This is a genomic window from Pseudomonas sp. CG7 (assembly GCF_023701885.1).
Classification (GTDB): Bacteria; Pseudomonadota; Gammaproteobacteria; order Pseudomonadales; family Pseudomonadaceae; genus Aquipseudomonas; species Aquipseudomonas zanjanensis.
Window position 1 is genome coordinate 1 of record NZ_JABAEE010000115.1, and the last position, 14,907, is coordinate 14,907.

The 14,907-nt window shown below is 63.0% G+C and carries 10 protein-coding genes; 9 read left to right on the forward strand and 1 reads right to left on the reverse strand.

The annotated features are described in order from the left end of the window. The 7 genes from HGO40_RS28280 to HGO40_RS28310 form a co-directional block, all read left to right on the forward strand. Positions 1 to 335: M10 family metallopeptidase C-terminal domain-containing protein (locus HGO40_RS28280; protein ID WP_250965726.1), on the forward strand; the 335-nt coding region annotated here is incomplete at its 5' end. A gap of 56 nt (positions 336 to 391) precedes the next feature. Continuing rightward, positions 392 to 829, forward strand: coding sequence for an AprI/Inh family metalloprotease inhibitor (locus HGO40_RS28285; protein ID WP_250965727.1), 438 nt, complete (start codon positions 392 to 394; stop codon positions 827 to 829). Between the two features lie 140 nt (positions 830 to 969). Then, the gene (locus HGO40_RS28290; protein WP_250965728.1) at positions 970 to 2,754 is read left to right on the forward strand and encodes a type I secretion system permease/ATPase; all 1,785 of its coding nucleotides are present in this window, start codon (positions 970 to 972) and stop codon (positions 2,752 to 2,754) included. After that, the gene (locus HGO40_RS28295; RefSeq protein ID WP_250965729.1) at positions 2,751 to 4,085 is read left to right on the forward strand and encodes an HlyD family type I secretion periplasmic adaptor subunit; all 1,335 of its coding nucleotides are present in this window, start codon (positions 2,751 to 2,753) and stop codon (positions 4,083 to 4,085) included. The genes HGO40_RS28290 and HGO40_RS28295 overlap by 4 nt, the downstream gene beginning before the upstream one ends. 14 nt (positions 4,086 to 4,099) lie before the next feature. Beyond that, a complete protein-coding gene (locus HGO40_RS28300) occupies positions 4,100 to 5,452 on the forward strand; it encodes a TolC family outer membrane protein (protein WP_250965730.1) in 1,353 nt (450 codons plus the stop codon). A gap of 323 nt (positions 5,453 to 5,775) precedes the next feature. After that, positions 5,776 to 8,796, forward strand: coding sequence for an autotransporter serine protease (locus HGO40_RS28305; RefSeq protein WP_250965734.1), 3,021 nt, complete (start codon positions 5,776 to 5,778; stop codon positions 8,794 to 8,796). Positions 8,797 to 9,038: 242 nt separating this feature from the next. Continuing rightward, positions 9,039 to 10,892 carry a polyurethane esterase gene (locus HGO40_RS28310; RefSeq protein ID WP_250965731.1) on the forward strand — a complete coding sequence of 618 codons (1,854 nt, stop codon included), beginning with the start codon at positions 9,039 to 9,041 and terminating at the stop codon, positions 10,890 to 10,892. Positions 10,893 to 11,069: 177 nt separating this feature from the next. On the opposite strand, the gene HGO40_RS28315 is transcribed toward HGO40_RS28310, so the two are convergent. Then, positions 11,070 to 11,294 carry a YgdI/YgdR family lipoprotein gene (locus tag HGO40_RS28315; protein WP_186706770.1) on the reverse strand — a complete coding sequence of 75 codons (225 nt, stop codon included), beginning with the start codon at positions 11,292 to 11,294 and terminating at the stop codon, positions 11,070 to 11,072. 223 nt (positions 11,295 to 11,517) lie between these two features. Between HGO40_RS28315 and HGO40_RS28320 the strand changes: the two genes are divergently transcribed. Together HGO40_RS28320 and HGO40_RS28325 are read left to right on the forward strand one after the other, a co-directional pair. Continuing rightward, on the forward strand, positions 11,518 to 13,248 hold the full coding sequence (locus HGO40_RS28320; protein ID WP_250965732.1) for a VRR-NUC domain-containing protein: 1,731 nt from the start codon (positions 11,518 to 11,520) through the stop codon (positions 13,246 to 13,248). After that, positions 13,245 to 14,907: ATP-dependent DNA helicase (locus tag HGO40_RS28325; RefSeq protein ID WP_250965733.1), on the forward strand; the 1,663-nt coding region annotated here is incomplete at its 3' end. The genes HGO40_RS28320 and HGO40_RS28325, both read left to right, overlap by 4 nt.

Consider the following 14,907-nt stretch of genomic DNA (forward strand, 5'->3'; position numbering starts at 1 on the left):
GCAACGATATCCTTTGGGGCGCCGGTGGTGCGGACAAGCTCTGGGGCGGCTCGGGTTCGGACACCTTCGTGTTCGCTGCCAGTTCCGATTCGCGGCCGGGGGCAACCGACCAGATCCTCGATTTCGTCAGTGGCCTGGACAAGATCGACCTGACCGGTATCACCCAGGGCGCGGGCCTGCATTTCGTCAGCGCCTTCACCGGTGCGGCGGGGGATGCGGTGCTGTCGACATCGGGTGGCAAAAGCTTGCTGTCGGTGGACTTCTCCGGGCACGGCGTGGCTGACTTCCTGGTCAGCACCGTTGGCCAGGCGGCGGCCTCGGATATCGTGGCCTGATGTCCCTGTCCCGTGGGGGCCCTGGCTCCTGCGGGACTTCGGCCAGGATCAAGCCAATGCATAGAAAATCGATGCCCTGTAGTGCTCAGGCGACCGCCGGGTTGCTCGCTACGCTGATGATGTTTTGTGGAGAAGTCGCCATGGCGCGCAGCCTGTTGTTAGCAGAACCCTCGCAGTTAGCCGGCCAGTGGCAGGCCGTTTTGTCGAGCCCGCAGGACACCACGCAAAGCCAGGCAATGCAGGACAAACCGTCCAACACCTGCCTGGTCGAGCTCAAGGCGGACCAGACCCTCGGTGGGCAAACCGAGTGCTTGGGACACTGGCTGGGAGATGAACCGGTTCGTTGGTTCACCGAACCCGACGGTCTATCCCTGATTGGCAGGCAAGACTCCAGGACTCACTTGGGGCTGCGCCGGGAACATCATTACCAAATGACCTTGAAGTCCGGTTTGATACTTAGGCTTGAACGAAATAAATCTCAGAAAGCGGATTAACGAATTTGTACGGTTGGGCAATCAGCGAATCACGCTTGTTCGAACAGGTGTGGATGTCGGTGTGCACTGAATGAACATTTAAAGATTGGTAAGTTGAACTAACGGCCGGTTCGCCGGCAAAGCCAACAGCAAGGAAGATCATGAATAGGGCAAGGAGCGCTGCCGCAGTGCCGCTGTTTAAAGCGCTGGGCGATTATAAAAATATTCTGATCAGTGTCGGTTGTTTTACCGCGCTGATTAACGTCCTGATGCTCGCGCCTTCGATTTATATGCTGCAAGTGTATGACCGCGGGCTGTCATCCCAGAACGAAACCACCCTGGTGATGCTGTCGCTGATGGTGGTGGGCTTCTTCGTGTTCATCGGGCTGCTGGAAATGGTCCGTAGCTTCGTGGTCATCCGCATCGGCAGCCAGTTGGAACGGCGCTTCAACCTCCAGGTGTACCGGGCCGCGTTCGAGCGCAATCTGCGCCAGGGTGAAGGCAACGCCGGGCAATCCCTGGGCGACCTTACGCATATTCGGCAATTTCTTACCGGGCCGGCGTTGTTCGCCTTCTTCGATGCGCCGTGGTTTCCCATTTACTTGCTGGTCATCTACCTGTTCAACGTGTGGCTCGGCGTGTTCGCTTCCGTCGGTACGCTGCTGCTGATCGGCTTGGCGTGCCTGAACGAGGCCATGACCAAAAAAGCCTTGGGGCAGGCCAGCGTCTACTCGCAACAGTCCAGCCAATTGGCCACCAGCCACTTGCACAACGCGGAGACGATCCAGGCCATGGGCATGCTCGGGGCGTTGCGCAGCCGCTGGTTCGCCGTGCATTCGCGCTTTCTCGGCCTGCAAAACCAGGCCAGCGACACCGGTGCGGTGATCAGTTCGCTGAGCAAGACCCTGCGCCTGTGCCTGCAATCCTTGGTGCTGGGCCTGGGCGCGCTGCTGGTGATCAAGGGGGACATGACCGCCGGGATGATGATTGCCGGCTCGATCCTGATGGGACGGGTGCTGAGCCCCATCGACCAGTTGATTGCCGTGTGGAAGCAATGGAGCGGCGCCAAGCTGGCTTATCGCCGTCTCGATGCGCTGTTACAGGCGTTTGCGCCCCAGGATGACGGCATGACGCTGCCAGCGCCCAAGGGCCAGGTGAGCTTCGAGCAAGTGAGCGCAGGACCGCCAGGACAACGCAACGCAACGTTGCAGCAGGTCAGCTTCAGCCTGGCCGCGGGGGAGGTGCTCGGCGTGCTGGGGGCGTCCGGTTCCGGCAAGTCGACCCTGGCCCGGGTCTTGGTCGGCGTGTGGCCAACCCTCGCCGGGACGGTGCGCCTCGACGGGGCTGACATCCATCGCTGGAATCGCGAGCAACTCGGCCCGCATATTGGCTATCTGCCCCAGGACATCGAGCTGTTCAGCGGCAGCATCGCCGAGAACATCGCCCGGTTTCGCCAAGCCGATCCGCAGAAAGTCGTCGCTGCCGCGCAACAGGCCGAGGTTCATGAACTGATCCTGCGCCTGCCCGAGGGCTACGACACGGTGTTGGGGGAGGATGGCGGTGGTTTGTCTGGCGGGCAGAAGCAACGGGTCGCCCTGGCGCGGGCGATGTACGACCGGCCGAGCCTGGTGGTGCTCGACGAGCCCAACTCCAACCTCGACACGGTGGGTGAAGCGGCGCTCGCCAATGCCATTGCGCAGATGAAGGCCCAAGGCACCAGTGTCGTGCTGGTCACCCATCGCTCTTCGGCTCTGGCCCAGGCCGACAAGTTGCTGGTGCTCGATGACGGCCGGCTACAAGCCTTCGGCCCGAGCCAGCAAGTGCTGCGGGTCCTGTCCGGCCAGCCGGAGCCACAACGCAGTGCACAAGCCGGCGCGCCCCAGGCGCCCAACGGACTGAGCCTGAGTCGCCAGTACCAAGCCGCCAGCAAACCGAGCGGCGCATGAGCAAGGATCGCGAGATGAATCTCGAACATTCACAGGACGTCGAACGCCCGGAGCGCGACGCCCGTTTCTTCACTCGCATGGGCTGGGCACTGGCGCTCGTGGGCGCGGGCAGTTTTTTCACCTGGGCCAGCCTGGCGCCGTTGGACCAAGGGATTCCTGTACAAGGCACCGTGGTGGTTTCAGGCAAGCGCAAGGCCGTGCAATCGATGAGCAGCGGAGTGGTCAGCCGGATCCTGGTGCGCGAAGGCGAAGCGGTGAAGCAGAGCCAGCCGCTGTTCCGCCTGGACCAGACCCAGGCCGCCGCCGGCGTGCAATCGCTGCAGGCGCAGTACCGGATGACCTGGGCCAGCCTGGCGCGCTGGCAAAGCGAGCGGGACAACCTGTTGCAGGTGAGTTTCCCGACCGAACTGAGCCGCGATCCCGATCCACGCCTGGCCCTGGTGCTCGAAGGCCAGCGGCAACTGTTCAGCAGTCGCCGTGAAGCGTTCGCCCGGGAACAGGCGGCGTTGCGCGCCAGCATCGAGGGCGCCACGGCGCAGCTGGCGGGCATGCGCCGGGCCCGCAGCGACTTGATTGCCCAGGCCGAATCCCTGCGCCTGCAACTGGGCAACCTGCAACCCTTGGCCGACAACGGCTACATCCCGCGCAACCGCCTGCTGGACTATCAGCGCCAGTTGTCGCAAGTGCAGCAGGAACTGGCGCAGAACAGCGGCGAAAGCGGGCGGGTGGAGCAGGGGATCGTCGAGTCGCGGCTGAAGCTGCAGCAGCACAACGAGGAATACCAGAAAGAAGTGCGCAGCCAGTTGGCCGACGCCCAACTCAAGAGCGAAACCCTGCAACAGCAACTGAAATCCGCCGGGTTCGAGTTGCAACACAGCGAAATCCTCGCCACCGCCGATGGCATCGCCGTGAACCTGGGGGTGCACACCGAAGGCGCGGTGGTGCGCCAGGGCGACACCTTGCTGGAAATCGTGCCCCAGGGCACGCGGCTGGAGGTGGAAGGGCACCTGCCGGTGCACCTGATCGACAAGGTCGGCCCGCATTTGCCGGTGGACATCCTGTTTACCGCCTTCAACCAGAACCGCACGCCGCGAGTGCCGGGGGAAGTCAGCCTGATATCCGCGGACCAGATGCTCGATGAAAAAACCGGCGCGCCGTATTACGTGCTGCGCAGCAGCGTCAGCGACGTGGCCATGGACAAGCTCAACGGCCTGGTGATCAAGCCCGGCATGCCGGCTGAGATGTTCGTGCGCACTGGCGAGCGCTCGTTGCTCAACTACCTGTTCAAACCGCTGCTCGACCGAGCCGGCTCTGCGTTGACCGAAGAATAAGGATGTCCGGCGGTATGAAGCGTTTTTATTGGATGGCCTTGCTGGCTTTTTCCGTGGGCAACAACGCCTGGGCCATGGGGCCGTTCGAGTTCTACGAGCAGGCCTTGCGCAATGACCCGGTCTACCTGGGCGCGATCAAGGAGCGCGATGCGGGCCTGGAGAACCGCGCTATTGGCCGTGCCGGGCTATTGCCGCATTTGGGTTACAGCTACAACAAGGGTCGCAACCAATCCAAGGTCACGTACCTCAATGACCGTGGTGCCAGTCAGCACGACGATCGCAACTACAGCAGCTACGGCTCCAGCCTGACGCTGCAGCAACCCTTGCTGGACTATGAGGCGTACGCGGCTTACCGAAAGGGCGTGGCCCAGGCGCTGTTCGCCGACGAAAGCTTTCGGGAAAAGAGCCAGGCGCTGTTGGTGCGGGTGCTGAGCCAGTACACCCAGGCCTTGTTCGCCCAGGACCAGATCGACATCGCCCAGGCCAAGAAAAAGGCGTTCGAGCAACAGTTCCAGCAGAACGAGCAGCTGTTTCGCCAGGGTGAAGGCACCCGCACCGACATCATCGAGGCGCAGGCGCGCTATGAACTGGCAATCGCCGAAGAAATCGAGGCGCGGGACGAGCAGGATGCCGCCTTGCGTGAACTCGGCTCGTTGATTGGCGTCCCGGCCCTGGACATCGGCGACCTGGCGCCCTTGCACGACACCTTCTTCCAGGTCTTTGCCTTGCAACCGGCCAGTTTCGACACTTGGCATGAGCTGGCGGTGAGCAATAACCCCAGCCTGGCGTCCCAGCGCCAGGCGGTGGACGTGGCGCGCTTCGAGGTGGAACGCAACCGTGCCGGGCACCTGCCCAAGGTCAATGCCTACGCGACGATGCGCCAGAACGAATCGGAAAGCGGCAACACCTATAACCAGCGCTACGACACCAACACCATCGGCCTGGAAGTCAGCGTGCCGCTGTATGCCGGCGGCGGGGTCTCGGCGTCGACCCGCCAGGCCAGCCGCAACATGGAACAAGCCGAATATGAGCTGGAGGCCAAGACCCGCGAGACGCTGATCGAGCTGCGCCGGCAGTTCAGCGCCTGCGTGTCGGGGGTGAACAAACTGCGGGCCTACCAGAAAGCCCTGAGCTCCGCCGAAGCGCTGGTGGTCTCGACCCGGCAAAGCATTCTTGGCGGCGAGCGGGTCAACCTCGACGCGCTCAACGCCGAGCAGCAGCTCTACACCACCCGCCGCGACCTGGCCCAGGCCCGCTACGACTACCTCATGGCCTGGACCAAGCTGCACTACTACGCCGGCACCCTCGGTGCGCAGGATTTGGCGAAGGTGGACGAGGCGTTTGTGTCCCCCGTGGACGCTCGATGACAGCGAGGATGCCTTTGTGGCGAGGGACCTTGCTCCCGCTCGAGTGCGAAGCGCTCGCAGGTATTTTGGGGCTGCTGCGCAGCCCAGCGGGAGCAAGCTCCCTCGCCACAAAAGCTGGGCAAGCCACAGAAGCTGGGGCAAGCCACAAAAGCCATGGCAGCCACAAAAGCCATGGCAAGCCACAAAAGCCATGGCAAGCCACAAAGCCAGGAACACCACAGGATTTTTGCAACAACTAAGGATGGTTCGTGATGAAAATCGAAAACAAAAAACAACCCAGACCGACAGGTCGCGTGTTTCTGCTCAAGACCCTCAACCGCGCCATGCTCTGCGCACTGGCGACCTTGGGCACGGCCCAGGCGGCGCCTTATGTCGAGGGCGGCAGGGCGGGTGACCCGGACAGCTGGCGCAGCAGCGAGTTCGACGCCGAATGGGGTTTGGGTGCGATCAACGCGCAGCAGGCCTACGCCGCCGGGTACACCGGCAAGGGCGTCAAGCTGGGCATCTTCGACCAGCCGGTCTATGCGGCGCACCCGGAGTTCTCCGGCACTGGCAAAGTCGTGACCTTGGTCACCAGCGGCATCCGCGAATACACCGACCCCTACATCCCGGTGAAAGCCGGCGATCCGTTCCGCTACGACGGCTCACCGACCGTCGGCTCCGACGGCAAGCTGGGCTCCCATGGCACTCACGTCGGTGGGATTGCTGCCGGCAGTCGCGATGGCAGCCCGATGCACGGCGTGGCATTCGATGCGCAGATCATCAGCGCCGATAACGGCGACCCGGGCCCCGAGGATGGCATCATCCGGGGCAACGATGGCGCGGTGTACAAGGCAGGCTGGGACGCGTTGATCGCCAGTGGCGCACGGATCATCAACAACAGCTGGGGCATCGGCATCACCGACCGCTTCGACCAGGGCGGTCGCGATCCGGCGTTCCCGCACTTCACCGTGCAGGATGCGCAACTGCAATTCGAGCAGATCCAGCCGTTGCTGGGCACCAAGCCCGGCGGTGCCTACGAAGGGGCCATCGCCGCGGCTCGCAGCGGGATCGTGACGATTTTCGCCGCCGGCAACGACTACAACCTCAATAACCCCGATGCCATCGCAGGCCTGGCGTATTTCGTCCCGGACATCGCGCCGAACTGGCTCACCGTGGCGGCGCTGCAAGTCAACCCGGACACCGCCAGCCCCGATCCGTACACCATCAGTACCTTCTCGTCGCGCTGCGGCTACACCGCCAGTTTCTGCGTGTCGGCACCGGGCACCCGGGTCTACAGCGCGGTGATCGGCGGCACCCGTGCCGACGACCTGACCGTGGGCTACGCCAACAAGAGTGGCACCTCCATGGCCGCGCCCCATGTCGCCGGCAGCGGGGCGGGGTTGATGGAGCGTTTCCCCTACATGACCGGTGCCCAGGTCGCCAGCGTGCTGCGCACCACCGCCACCGACATGGGCGCGCCGGGCGTCGATTCGTTGTATGGCTGGGGCATGATCAACCTGGGCAAGGCCATCGACGGCCCATCGATGCTGGTGACCGAACAGGACATTCCCGAGGAGTTTCGCATCGACGGCGCCTACGGTTCAGGTCAGTTCGTGGCGGACCTGCCGGGCATCGGCGCGATCATCGATGCCGGAAAACCCACGGAGCGGGTGTGCAGCGGCATCCAATGTGGCCTGGACGTTTGGCGCAACGACATCGCCGGTCACGGCGGGTTGACCAAGGAAGGCATCGGCACCCTGGTGCTCACCGGTGAAAACACCTACAGCGGGCCGACCCTGGTCAATCAAGGACGACTGGCGATCAATGGTTCGCTGGCATCGGCTGTGACGGTCAACGACGGCGGCATCCTCGGCGGCAACGGCCGCATCGCCAGCCTGACCGCCAACCGCGGCGGCAGCGTGGCGCCGGGCAACTCCATCGGCACCTTGCAGGTGGCCGGCGACGTGACGTTCCAACCCGGTTCGAACTACGAGGTGGAAGTCTCGCCCAGTTCCAGCGACCTGATCGTGGCTGGCGGCAAGGCGTCCATTGACGGGGCGACGGTGTCGCTGTCCCTGGAAACCAGCCCGACGCTGCTCACGGCCGGCGAAGTGATAAGTCTGCTGGGTAGACAGTTCAACATCCTGCAGGCTGCCGGTGGCATTGATGGGCGTTTTGCCGAAGTGTTGCCCAACTACGCGTTCCTGGGGGGCGACCTGACGTACGGCGCCAGCGGCATCCAACTGGCGGTCCAGCGTAACGACGCGTCATTTGCCAGCCTCGGCCTGACGCCCAACCAGCGCTCCGTGGCCACTGCCGCCGAGCAACTGGGCGCGGGCAACGGGCTGTACGAGGCCTTGCTGCTGGCACCCAGCGCCGCCGTGGCACAACAGGCGTTCCAGCAGTTATCCGGCGAAATTCACCCGGCCATCGGCACGCAGTTGATCAACGACAGCCGCCATTTACGTGACGCCGTGGGCGATCGTCTGCGCCAGGACGCGCTCTACGACGCCGGTACACCGACCGATGCCAGCAGCAATGCCTGGTTCAAGGTGCTGGGCGCTTGGGGCAAGAACGAGGGTGGGCATGATAGCGCCGGCACGACCAGCTCCATCGGCGGCTTGCTGGCCGGTGTCGATGGCCTGATCAGTGAGCAGACGCGACTGGGTTTCGTCACCGGCTACAGCGACAGTTCGCTGGGCATGGGCGACGGCACCCATTCCTCGGCCAAGGCTGACAGCTATCACCTGGGTGTCTATCTGGGGCATGAGATCGACGCGCTGCGCCTGACCGTCGGCGGCGCCCACAGCTGGCACCGCATCGACGTCAAGCGCGACCTGCAATGGGGCGACGTCAGTGGCCGGGAGAAAACCAAGCGTGATGCGCGGACCACCCAACTCTTCACTGAAGCGGCGTACCGCCTCGACGTGCAACCGGTGGCCCTGGAACCGTTCGCCAACCTGGCCTATGTGCACCTGGACAGCGACAGCTTCCACGAGAAAGGCGACAACGCGGCCCTGCACGGGGGTGACGACCGGCGCGATGCCGTGCTTTCGACCCTGGGCGTTCGGGCCAGCCACACCCTGGCGCTGTCGGATCAACGGCAACTGCAACTGTCCGGTTCCCTCGGCTGGCAGCACAACCTGAGCAGCACCACGTCCGAACAGGATTTGGCCTTCGCCGGCAGCAGCAACACCTTCGCGGTGCAGAGCGTGTCCATGGACCGCAACGCCGCCGTGATCGGCGCCCGTGCCGGGCTCGCCGTCGCCAAGGATGTGCGGGTCAACTTGGACTACAACGGCCTGCTCGGCGCCCGGGATAAAACCCATGGCGTGGGCTTGACCCTGGATTGGCAGTTCTGACCAAGAGAAGGCATTGAACAGACACTTCTGCAGAGGGAAGGTCTGAACAGGTCTTCTGTGGCGAGGGAGCTTGCTCCCGCTGGGGTGCGAAGCACCCCCAAACAGGCTGACCGGATCAACCTGGCACACCGCGACAACCGTGTTGGGGCTGCTGCGCAGCCCAGCGGGAGCAAGCTCCCTCGCCACAATGATCCTCCATCAGATGGTTTTAGCATTCCAACAACAAAAAGAGAGCAACCACCATGGGTATCTACGACTACAAGAACTTCGGCACTACCGAATCCAAGGCACTGGTCAGCGACGCAATGGCGATCATGCTGTATTCCTACCACAACCTCGACCACGGCTTTGCCGCCGGGTACCAGCACAACGGCTTCGGTGCCGGCCTGCCGGCGACCCTGGTCACCGCGCTGTTGGGGGGCACCGATTCCCAAGGGGTGATTCCTGGCGTGCCGTGGAATCCCGATTCGGAAAAACTCGCCTTGGAAGCCGTTCAGAAAGCTGGTTGGACACCCATCAGCGCCGAGCAACTGGGCTACGCCGGCAAGGTGGATGCTCGTGGGACGTTCTTTGGCGAAAAGGCTGGCTACACCACCGCGCAGGTGGAGATCCTTGGCAAATACGACGCAACGGGGCAGTTGCAGGAAATCGGCGTGTCGTTTCGCGGCACCAGTGGCCCTCGGGAAAACCTGATTGGCGATTCCATTGGCGACGTGATCAACGACCTGATGGCCGCGCTGGGCCCCAAGGATTATGCGAAAAACTACGCCGGCGAAGCCTTTGGCAGCCTGCTGGAGAATGTCGCGAAGTTTGCCCAGGCCCATGGGCTCACGGGCGCGGACGTGCTGGTCAGCGGCCACAGCCTGGGTGGGCTGGCGGTCAACAGCCTGGCGGACTTGAGCTCCCAGCAATGGTCAGGCTTCTATGCCGATGCCAATTACATTGCCTACGCCTCGCCGACCCAGAGCAGTACCGACAAGGTCTTGAACATCGGCTACGAGAACGATCCGGTGTTCCGCGCCCTGGACGGCTCGACGTTCAACCTCGCCTCGGTGGGTGTGCACGATGGGCAACAGGAATCCGCCACCAACAACATCGTCAGTTTCAATGACCACTACGCTTCGGCGGCCTGGAACGTGTTGCCGTTTTCCATCCTCAACATCCCCACCTGGATTTCCCACCTACCCAGCGGCTACAGCGATGGCCTGGGCCGGATCATGGACTCGGCGTTCTACGACCTCACCGAAAAAGACTCCACCCTCATTGTCGCCAACCTGTCGGATCCTGCGCGCGCCAACACCTGGGTGCAGGACCTCAACCGCAACGCTGAAACCCACACCGGTAGCACGTTCATCATCGGCAGCGATAGCAACGACCTGATCCAGGGCGGCCAGGGCAGCGACTACCTGGAAGGGCGCGGCGGCAACGATACGTTCCGCGATGGCGGTGGCTACAACGTGATACTGGGCGGGCAGGGCAGCAACAGTCTGCAGTTGCAGCAGTCGGTGAAGGATTTCAGTTTCGCCCATGACGGCGCCGGGACGCTGTACGTGCGCGATGCCCATGGCGGGATCAGCGTCACCCGCGACATCGGCACCTTGGTCAGTAAGGAGTCCGGATTGTTCTGGGGGCTGCTCAAGGATGAGGTGAACCACAGCGTCACCGCCAACGGCTTGATGGCCGGCGCCAAGCTGACGGCCTATGCGTCATCGGTCAAGGGCAGCGCGGCCAACGACACCCTGGTGGCGGGTGCGAAGGGGGACTGGCTGTTTGGCCTGGACGGCAACGACGTGCTGGTAGGCGGCGCGGGTCACGACACCTTCGTCGGCGGTGCGGGCAATGACCTGATGCAAGCGGGCGGTGGCGGTGACACCTTCCTGTTCAACGGCTCGTTTGGCCAGGACCGGATCACGGGGTATGAGGCGGGGGACAAACTGGTGTTCCTCGGTGTGCCGGGCGCCGGGACAGGTCATGACGACAGCGAGTACCTGTCACAGGTGGGCAATGACACGCTGCTCAAGGGCGGTGACAGTTCCGTGACCGTGGTGGGGGGTGGTCTCGATCGGGTTGGCGGCGACGGGATCGTGTTCGCCTGATATCGCTATCGCGAGCAAGCTCGCTCCCACAGAGGGGGTTCGGAGTGTATGCAGGATTTGTGTTCACCACCAGCTTCCACAGTGGATTATGGGTGGATGCAGCATTTGTGTTCACCACCGAGCCTTTGTGGGAGCGAGCTTGCTCGCGATGGCGGCCTACCAGGCGAATCACTGGAATCAGTCTTCCTTGCGAATGGTGGCCACATCATCGGCGCGGACCCGGACTTGTCTGCCGGAAATATCCTCGAACTCATAGAAACCATCGACGGTGCGGGTGTTGGGGGTGTCCTTGGTCAAATATTGGGTGCCGTTCTGCAAAGTCACCACCGTGGGCGACGCGCAGCCAGCCAGCGCCATAAATGCCACGGCAACCAGGGGCAGGCCCACAAACTTCATGTTCATAACCATAACCTCTCAAATCCAAAGGACACGGAGCAGCTGATTCGACCGCGCCATCATCTTAGTCAACCGCCATTGGTCTCGCTTACCGTAGGAAAGTTCATCGCTAGCTGAAGGATTTCACCTTAAATATAGGAGACCGTTCATCTTTTGCGGTTGCCTGGCTGGTTTACAGCTGTTATCTGTATGCATAACCAGTACCTCGACATCCTTGGCGTTTCTTTCCGTGGCAACCCGTTCTCTCGACGATCCGTTTTACTACCTGAACAACTTCCAGCAAGTGCTGGCGTGGTTGACCCAGCGTTATGCCGATGTGCTCAGCAGCGCAGAGCAGCGCTTCATCAACGATTTCGCGGCGCTACCCCGTGCCTCCCAAGGCTTGCTGGTGCGGATGGTGATGCGCAAAGGGCTACGGTTCCGTCATAACAAGCTCAACTATCCGGAAATCGGCGACATTGGCGTCGCCGTCGAGCCATTGCTGGCGCTGGGTTGGGTCGAGGAACAGGCCCCGGTCGGGCTCGTCGAACTGTTCGAGGTGTTGCTCAAGGTGGAAATCCTCCAGTGCCTGGGCCACCTGATCGAGCACCCCAAGGCCAAAAAGACCGAATGGCTCCAGGCCCTGGAGGATCACTCCAACCCACCTCAACCTTTCCGTGCCTGGTGTCCGCAGCTCGATGATCGGCTGTACAGCCTGACGATCATGGACCTGTGCGACAGGCTGCGCTTGATGTTCTTTGGCAACCTTCACCAGGACTGGTCGGAATTCGTCCTGGCGGACCTGGGCATCTTCACCTACGAAACCGTCGAATTCAGCACCGAGTCACGGGGCTTGCGCAGCCGCGAAGACGTCGATGCCTGCCTGTTCCTGCACGACTGCCAACTGCGCTTCGAAGCCGGCGAGCCCGTGGAAGAGATCGTCGCCCAGGTCAACGACCTGTCCCTGGATAATCCATGGCTGGAACGGCGCCGGGGCAAGTTGTTGTTCCAGATCGGCCAGTACGGCGAGCGCATCGGCGATTTCGCCTTGGCCTTGTGCATCTATCGCGATTGCACCTACCCAGGCGCGCGGCTGCGGAGGGTCCGGGTGCTGGAGCGCATGGGCGAATATGCCTTGGCCCTTGAACTGGGTGAGGCGGCGGCACAGGCACCGCAAAGCGCTGCTGAAACCCAGGCGTTGCTGCGGATCGTGCCTCGCCTGCGGCGCAAGCTGGGCGGCCCGCCAGTGCCACGGACAATCGCCCGGGAAGTGGAGCGCCTGGACTTGCATCTGCCTCGCGTCGACCCAGGCTTATCGGTGGAATACCACGTCCAGGCCCATCTGCACGACGAAACCGCGCCGGTGCATTACGTCGAGAACAGCCTGATCAATTCGCTGTTCGGCCTGTTGTGCTGGCCGGCGATCTTCGCGCCGTTGCCGGGCGCGTTTTTCCATCCGTTCCAGCGCGGGCCGGTCGATCTGCTCAACGAGGACTTCCATGCCCGTCGCGCCGAGTTGTTCGCGGTCTGCCTGGCGGAGTTGGACGACGGTCGCTATCGACAGACCATCGGCCGCCGTTACGCCGAGAAGTGGGGCATACAATCGCCGTTCGTGTTCTGGGGCGCGTTGTCCGAACCGTTGCTGGAACAGGCCCTCGATTGCCTGCCGGCCGAACATCTCAAGCACTGGTTCCAGCGCCTGCTGCTGGACATCAAGGCCAACCGCGCCGGTATGCCGGACCTGATTCAGTTCTGGCCGCAGCTCAAGACCTACCGCATGATCGAAGTCAACGGCCCCGGTGATCGCCTGCAAGACAACCAACTGCGCTGGCTGGAGTTCTGTCATGAGCACCAGATGCCCGTTGCCGTTTGTTATGTGCAATGGGCGGAGTCCGCCATTGCGAGCGAGCTCGCTCCCACAGGCGCTGAGTTGCCACAAATCGAATGTGGGAGCGAGCTTGCTCGCGATGGGGCCGCATGAACCCTGCACCGAGCTACAGCATCGCCGTGCGGGCGCTGTGTGAGTTCACCGCCAAGGTGGGCGACCTGGACCTGCGCTTCACGCCGTCGCCCACGGCCCTGGAAGGCATTGCCGGCCACCGCACCGTCGCTTCGCGGCGCAACGAGGGGTATCAGGCTGAAGTGGCCCTCGAAGGTCATTACCAGACACTGAAAGTCAAAGGCCGGGCCGACGGCTATGACCCGGCCCGCCAGTGCCTTGAAGAAGTGAAGACCTACCGGGGCGACCTGAGCAAACAGCCGGCCAACCACCGCCAGTTGCACTGGGCCCAGGCGAAAATCTATGGCTGGCTGATGTGCCAGAAGCTGCAGTTGCCGCACATCGACGTGGCCCTGGTGTATTTCGACATCGTCAGCGAAAAGGAAACCCGCTTCGCGCAACGCTTCGAGGCACCACAGCTGCAAGCCTTTTTCGAGGAACAATGCGCGGCGTTCCTGGCCTGGGCCGAGCAGGAAATGGCCCATCGACAGGCGCGTAACCTCGGCGCCCAGGCGCTGGTATTTCCCCATGTGGGTTTCAGGCCGGGGCAACGGCACTTGGCCGAATCGGTATTCAAGGCGGTCAGCACCGGCCGCTGCCTGATGGCCCAGGCGCCCACCGGCATCGGCAAGACCGTTGGCACCTTGTTCCCGATGCTCAAGGCCCTGGCGCCGCAGCAATTGGACAAGGTCTACTTCCTCACGGCGAAAACCCCGGGACGCAAGCTGGCCCTGGACGCGGCGCGCGTGATCATCGACAGCGCGCCGTCGATGCCGTTGCGGGTGCTGGAAATGATCGCCCGGGACAAGGCCTGCGAACACCCGGACAAAGCCTGCCATGGCGAATCCTGCCCGCTGGCCCGTGGATTTTATGACCGCCTGCCGGGCGCCCGGGCAGCGGCGAGTCGGGTCGCCATGCTCGATCAGGCGGCGTTGCGCGAGATTGCCCTGGCCCACGAGGTATGCCCGTATTACCTGAGCCAGGAAATGGCCCGTTGGACCGACGTGGTAGTCGCCGACTACAACTATTACTTCGACTTCAGTGCCTTGCTCTTTGTCCTGGCCCAGGCCAATAACTGGACCGTCGCGACCCTGGTGGACGAGGCGCATAACCTAGTGGAGCGCGGACGGCAGATGTACAGCGCGACCCTCGACCAGGCCACGTTGAGCAGTGTGCGCAAGACCGCCCCCGAAGCGCTGAAGAAATCCCTGGAACGGGTCAATCGTCAGTGGAACGCTTTGCATGCGCCCCAGGTGGCGGCCTACCAGGCCTATGAAAAACTTCCGGAAAAACTGCTCCAGGCCCTGGCCACCTGCACCACGGCGATTGGCGATTACCTCAACGATCACCCCCAGGGCCTGGACAGCGCACTGCAGGCGTTCTACTTCGACGCCTTGCAGTTTGGTCGGGTGGCGGAGACTTTCGACGAGCACTTCCTGTTCGACATCCACAAGCGTGAGCTCGGCCGCCAGCGCAGCCTGTCGACGCTGTGCCTGCGCAATGTGGTGCCGGCCGCATTCCTGCGACCCAGGCTGACGGCGGCCCGCAGCACCGTGCTGTTCTCGGCGACCCTGAGCCCTCGGCATTACTACGCGGATTTGCTGGGGACGCCGGGCGACACGGTGTGGATCGACGTGGAGT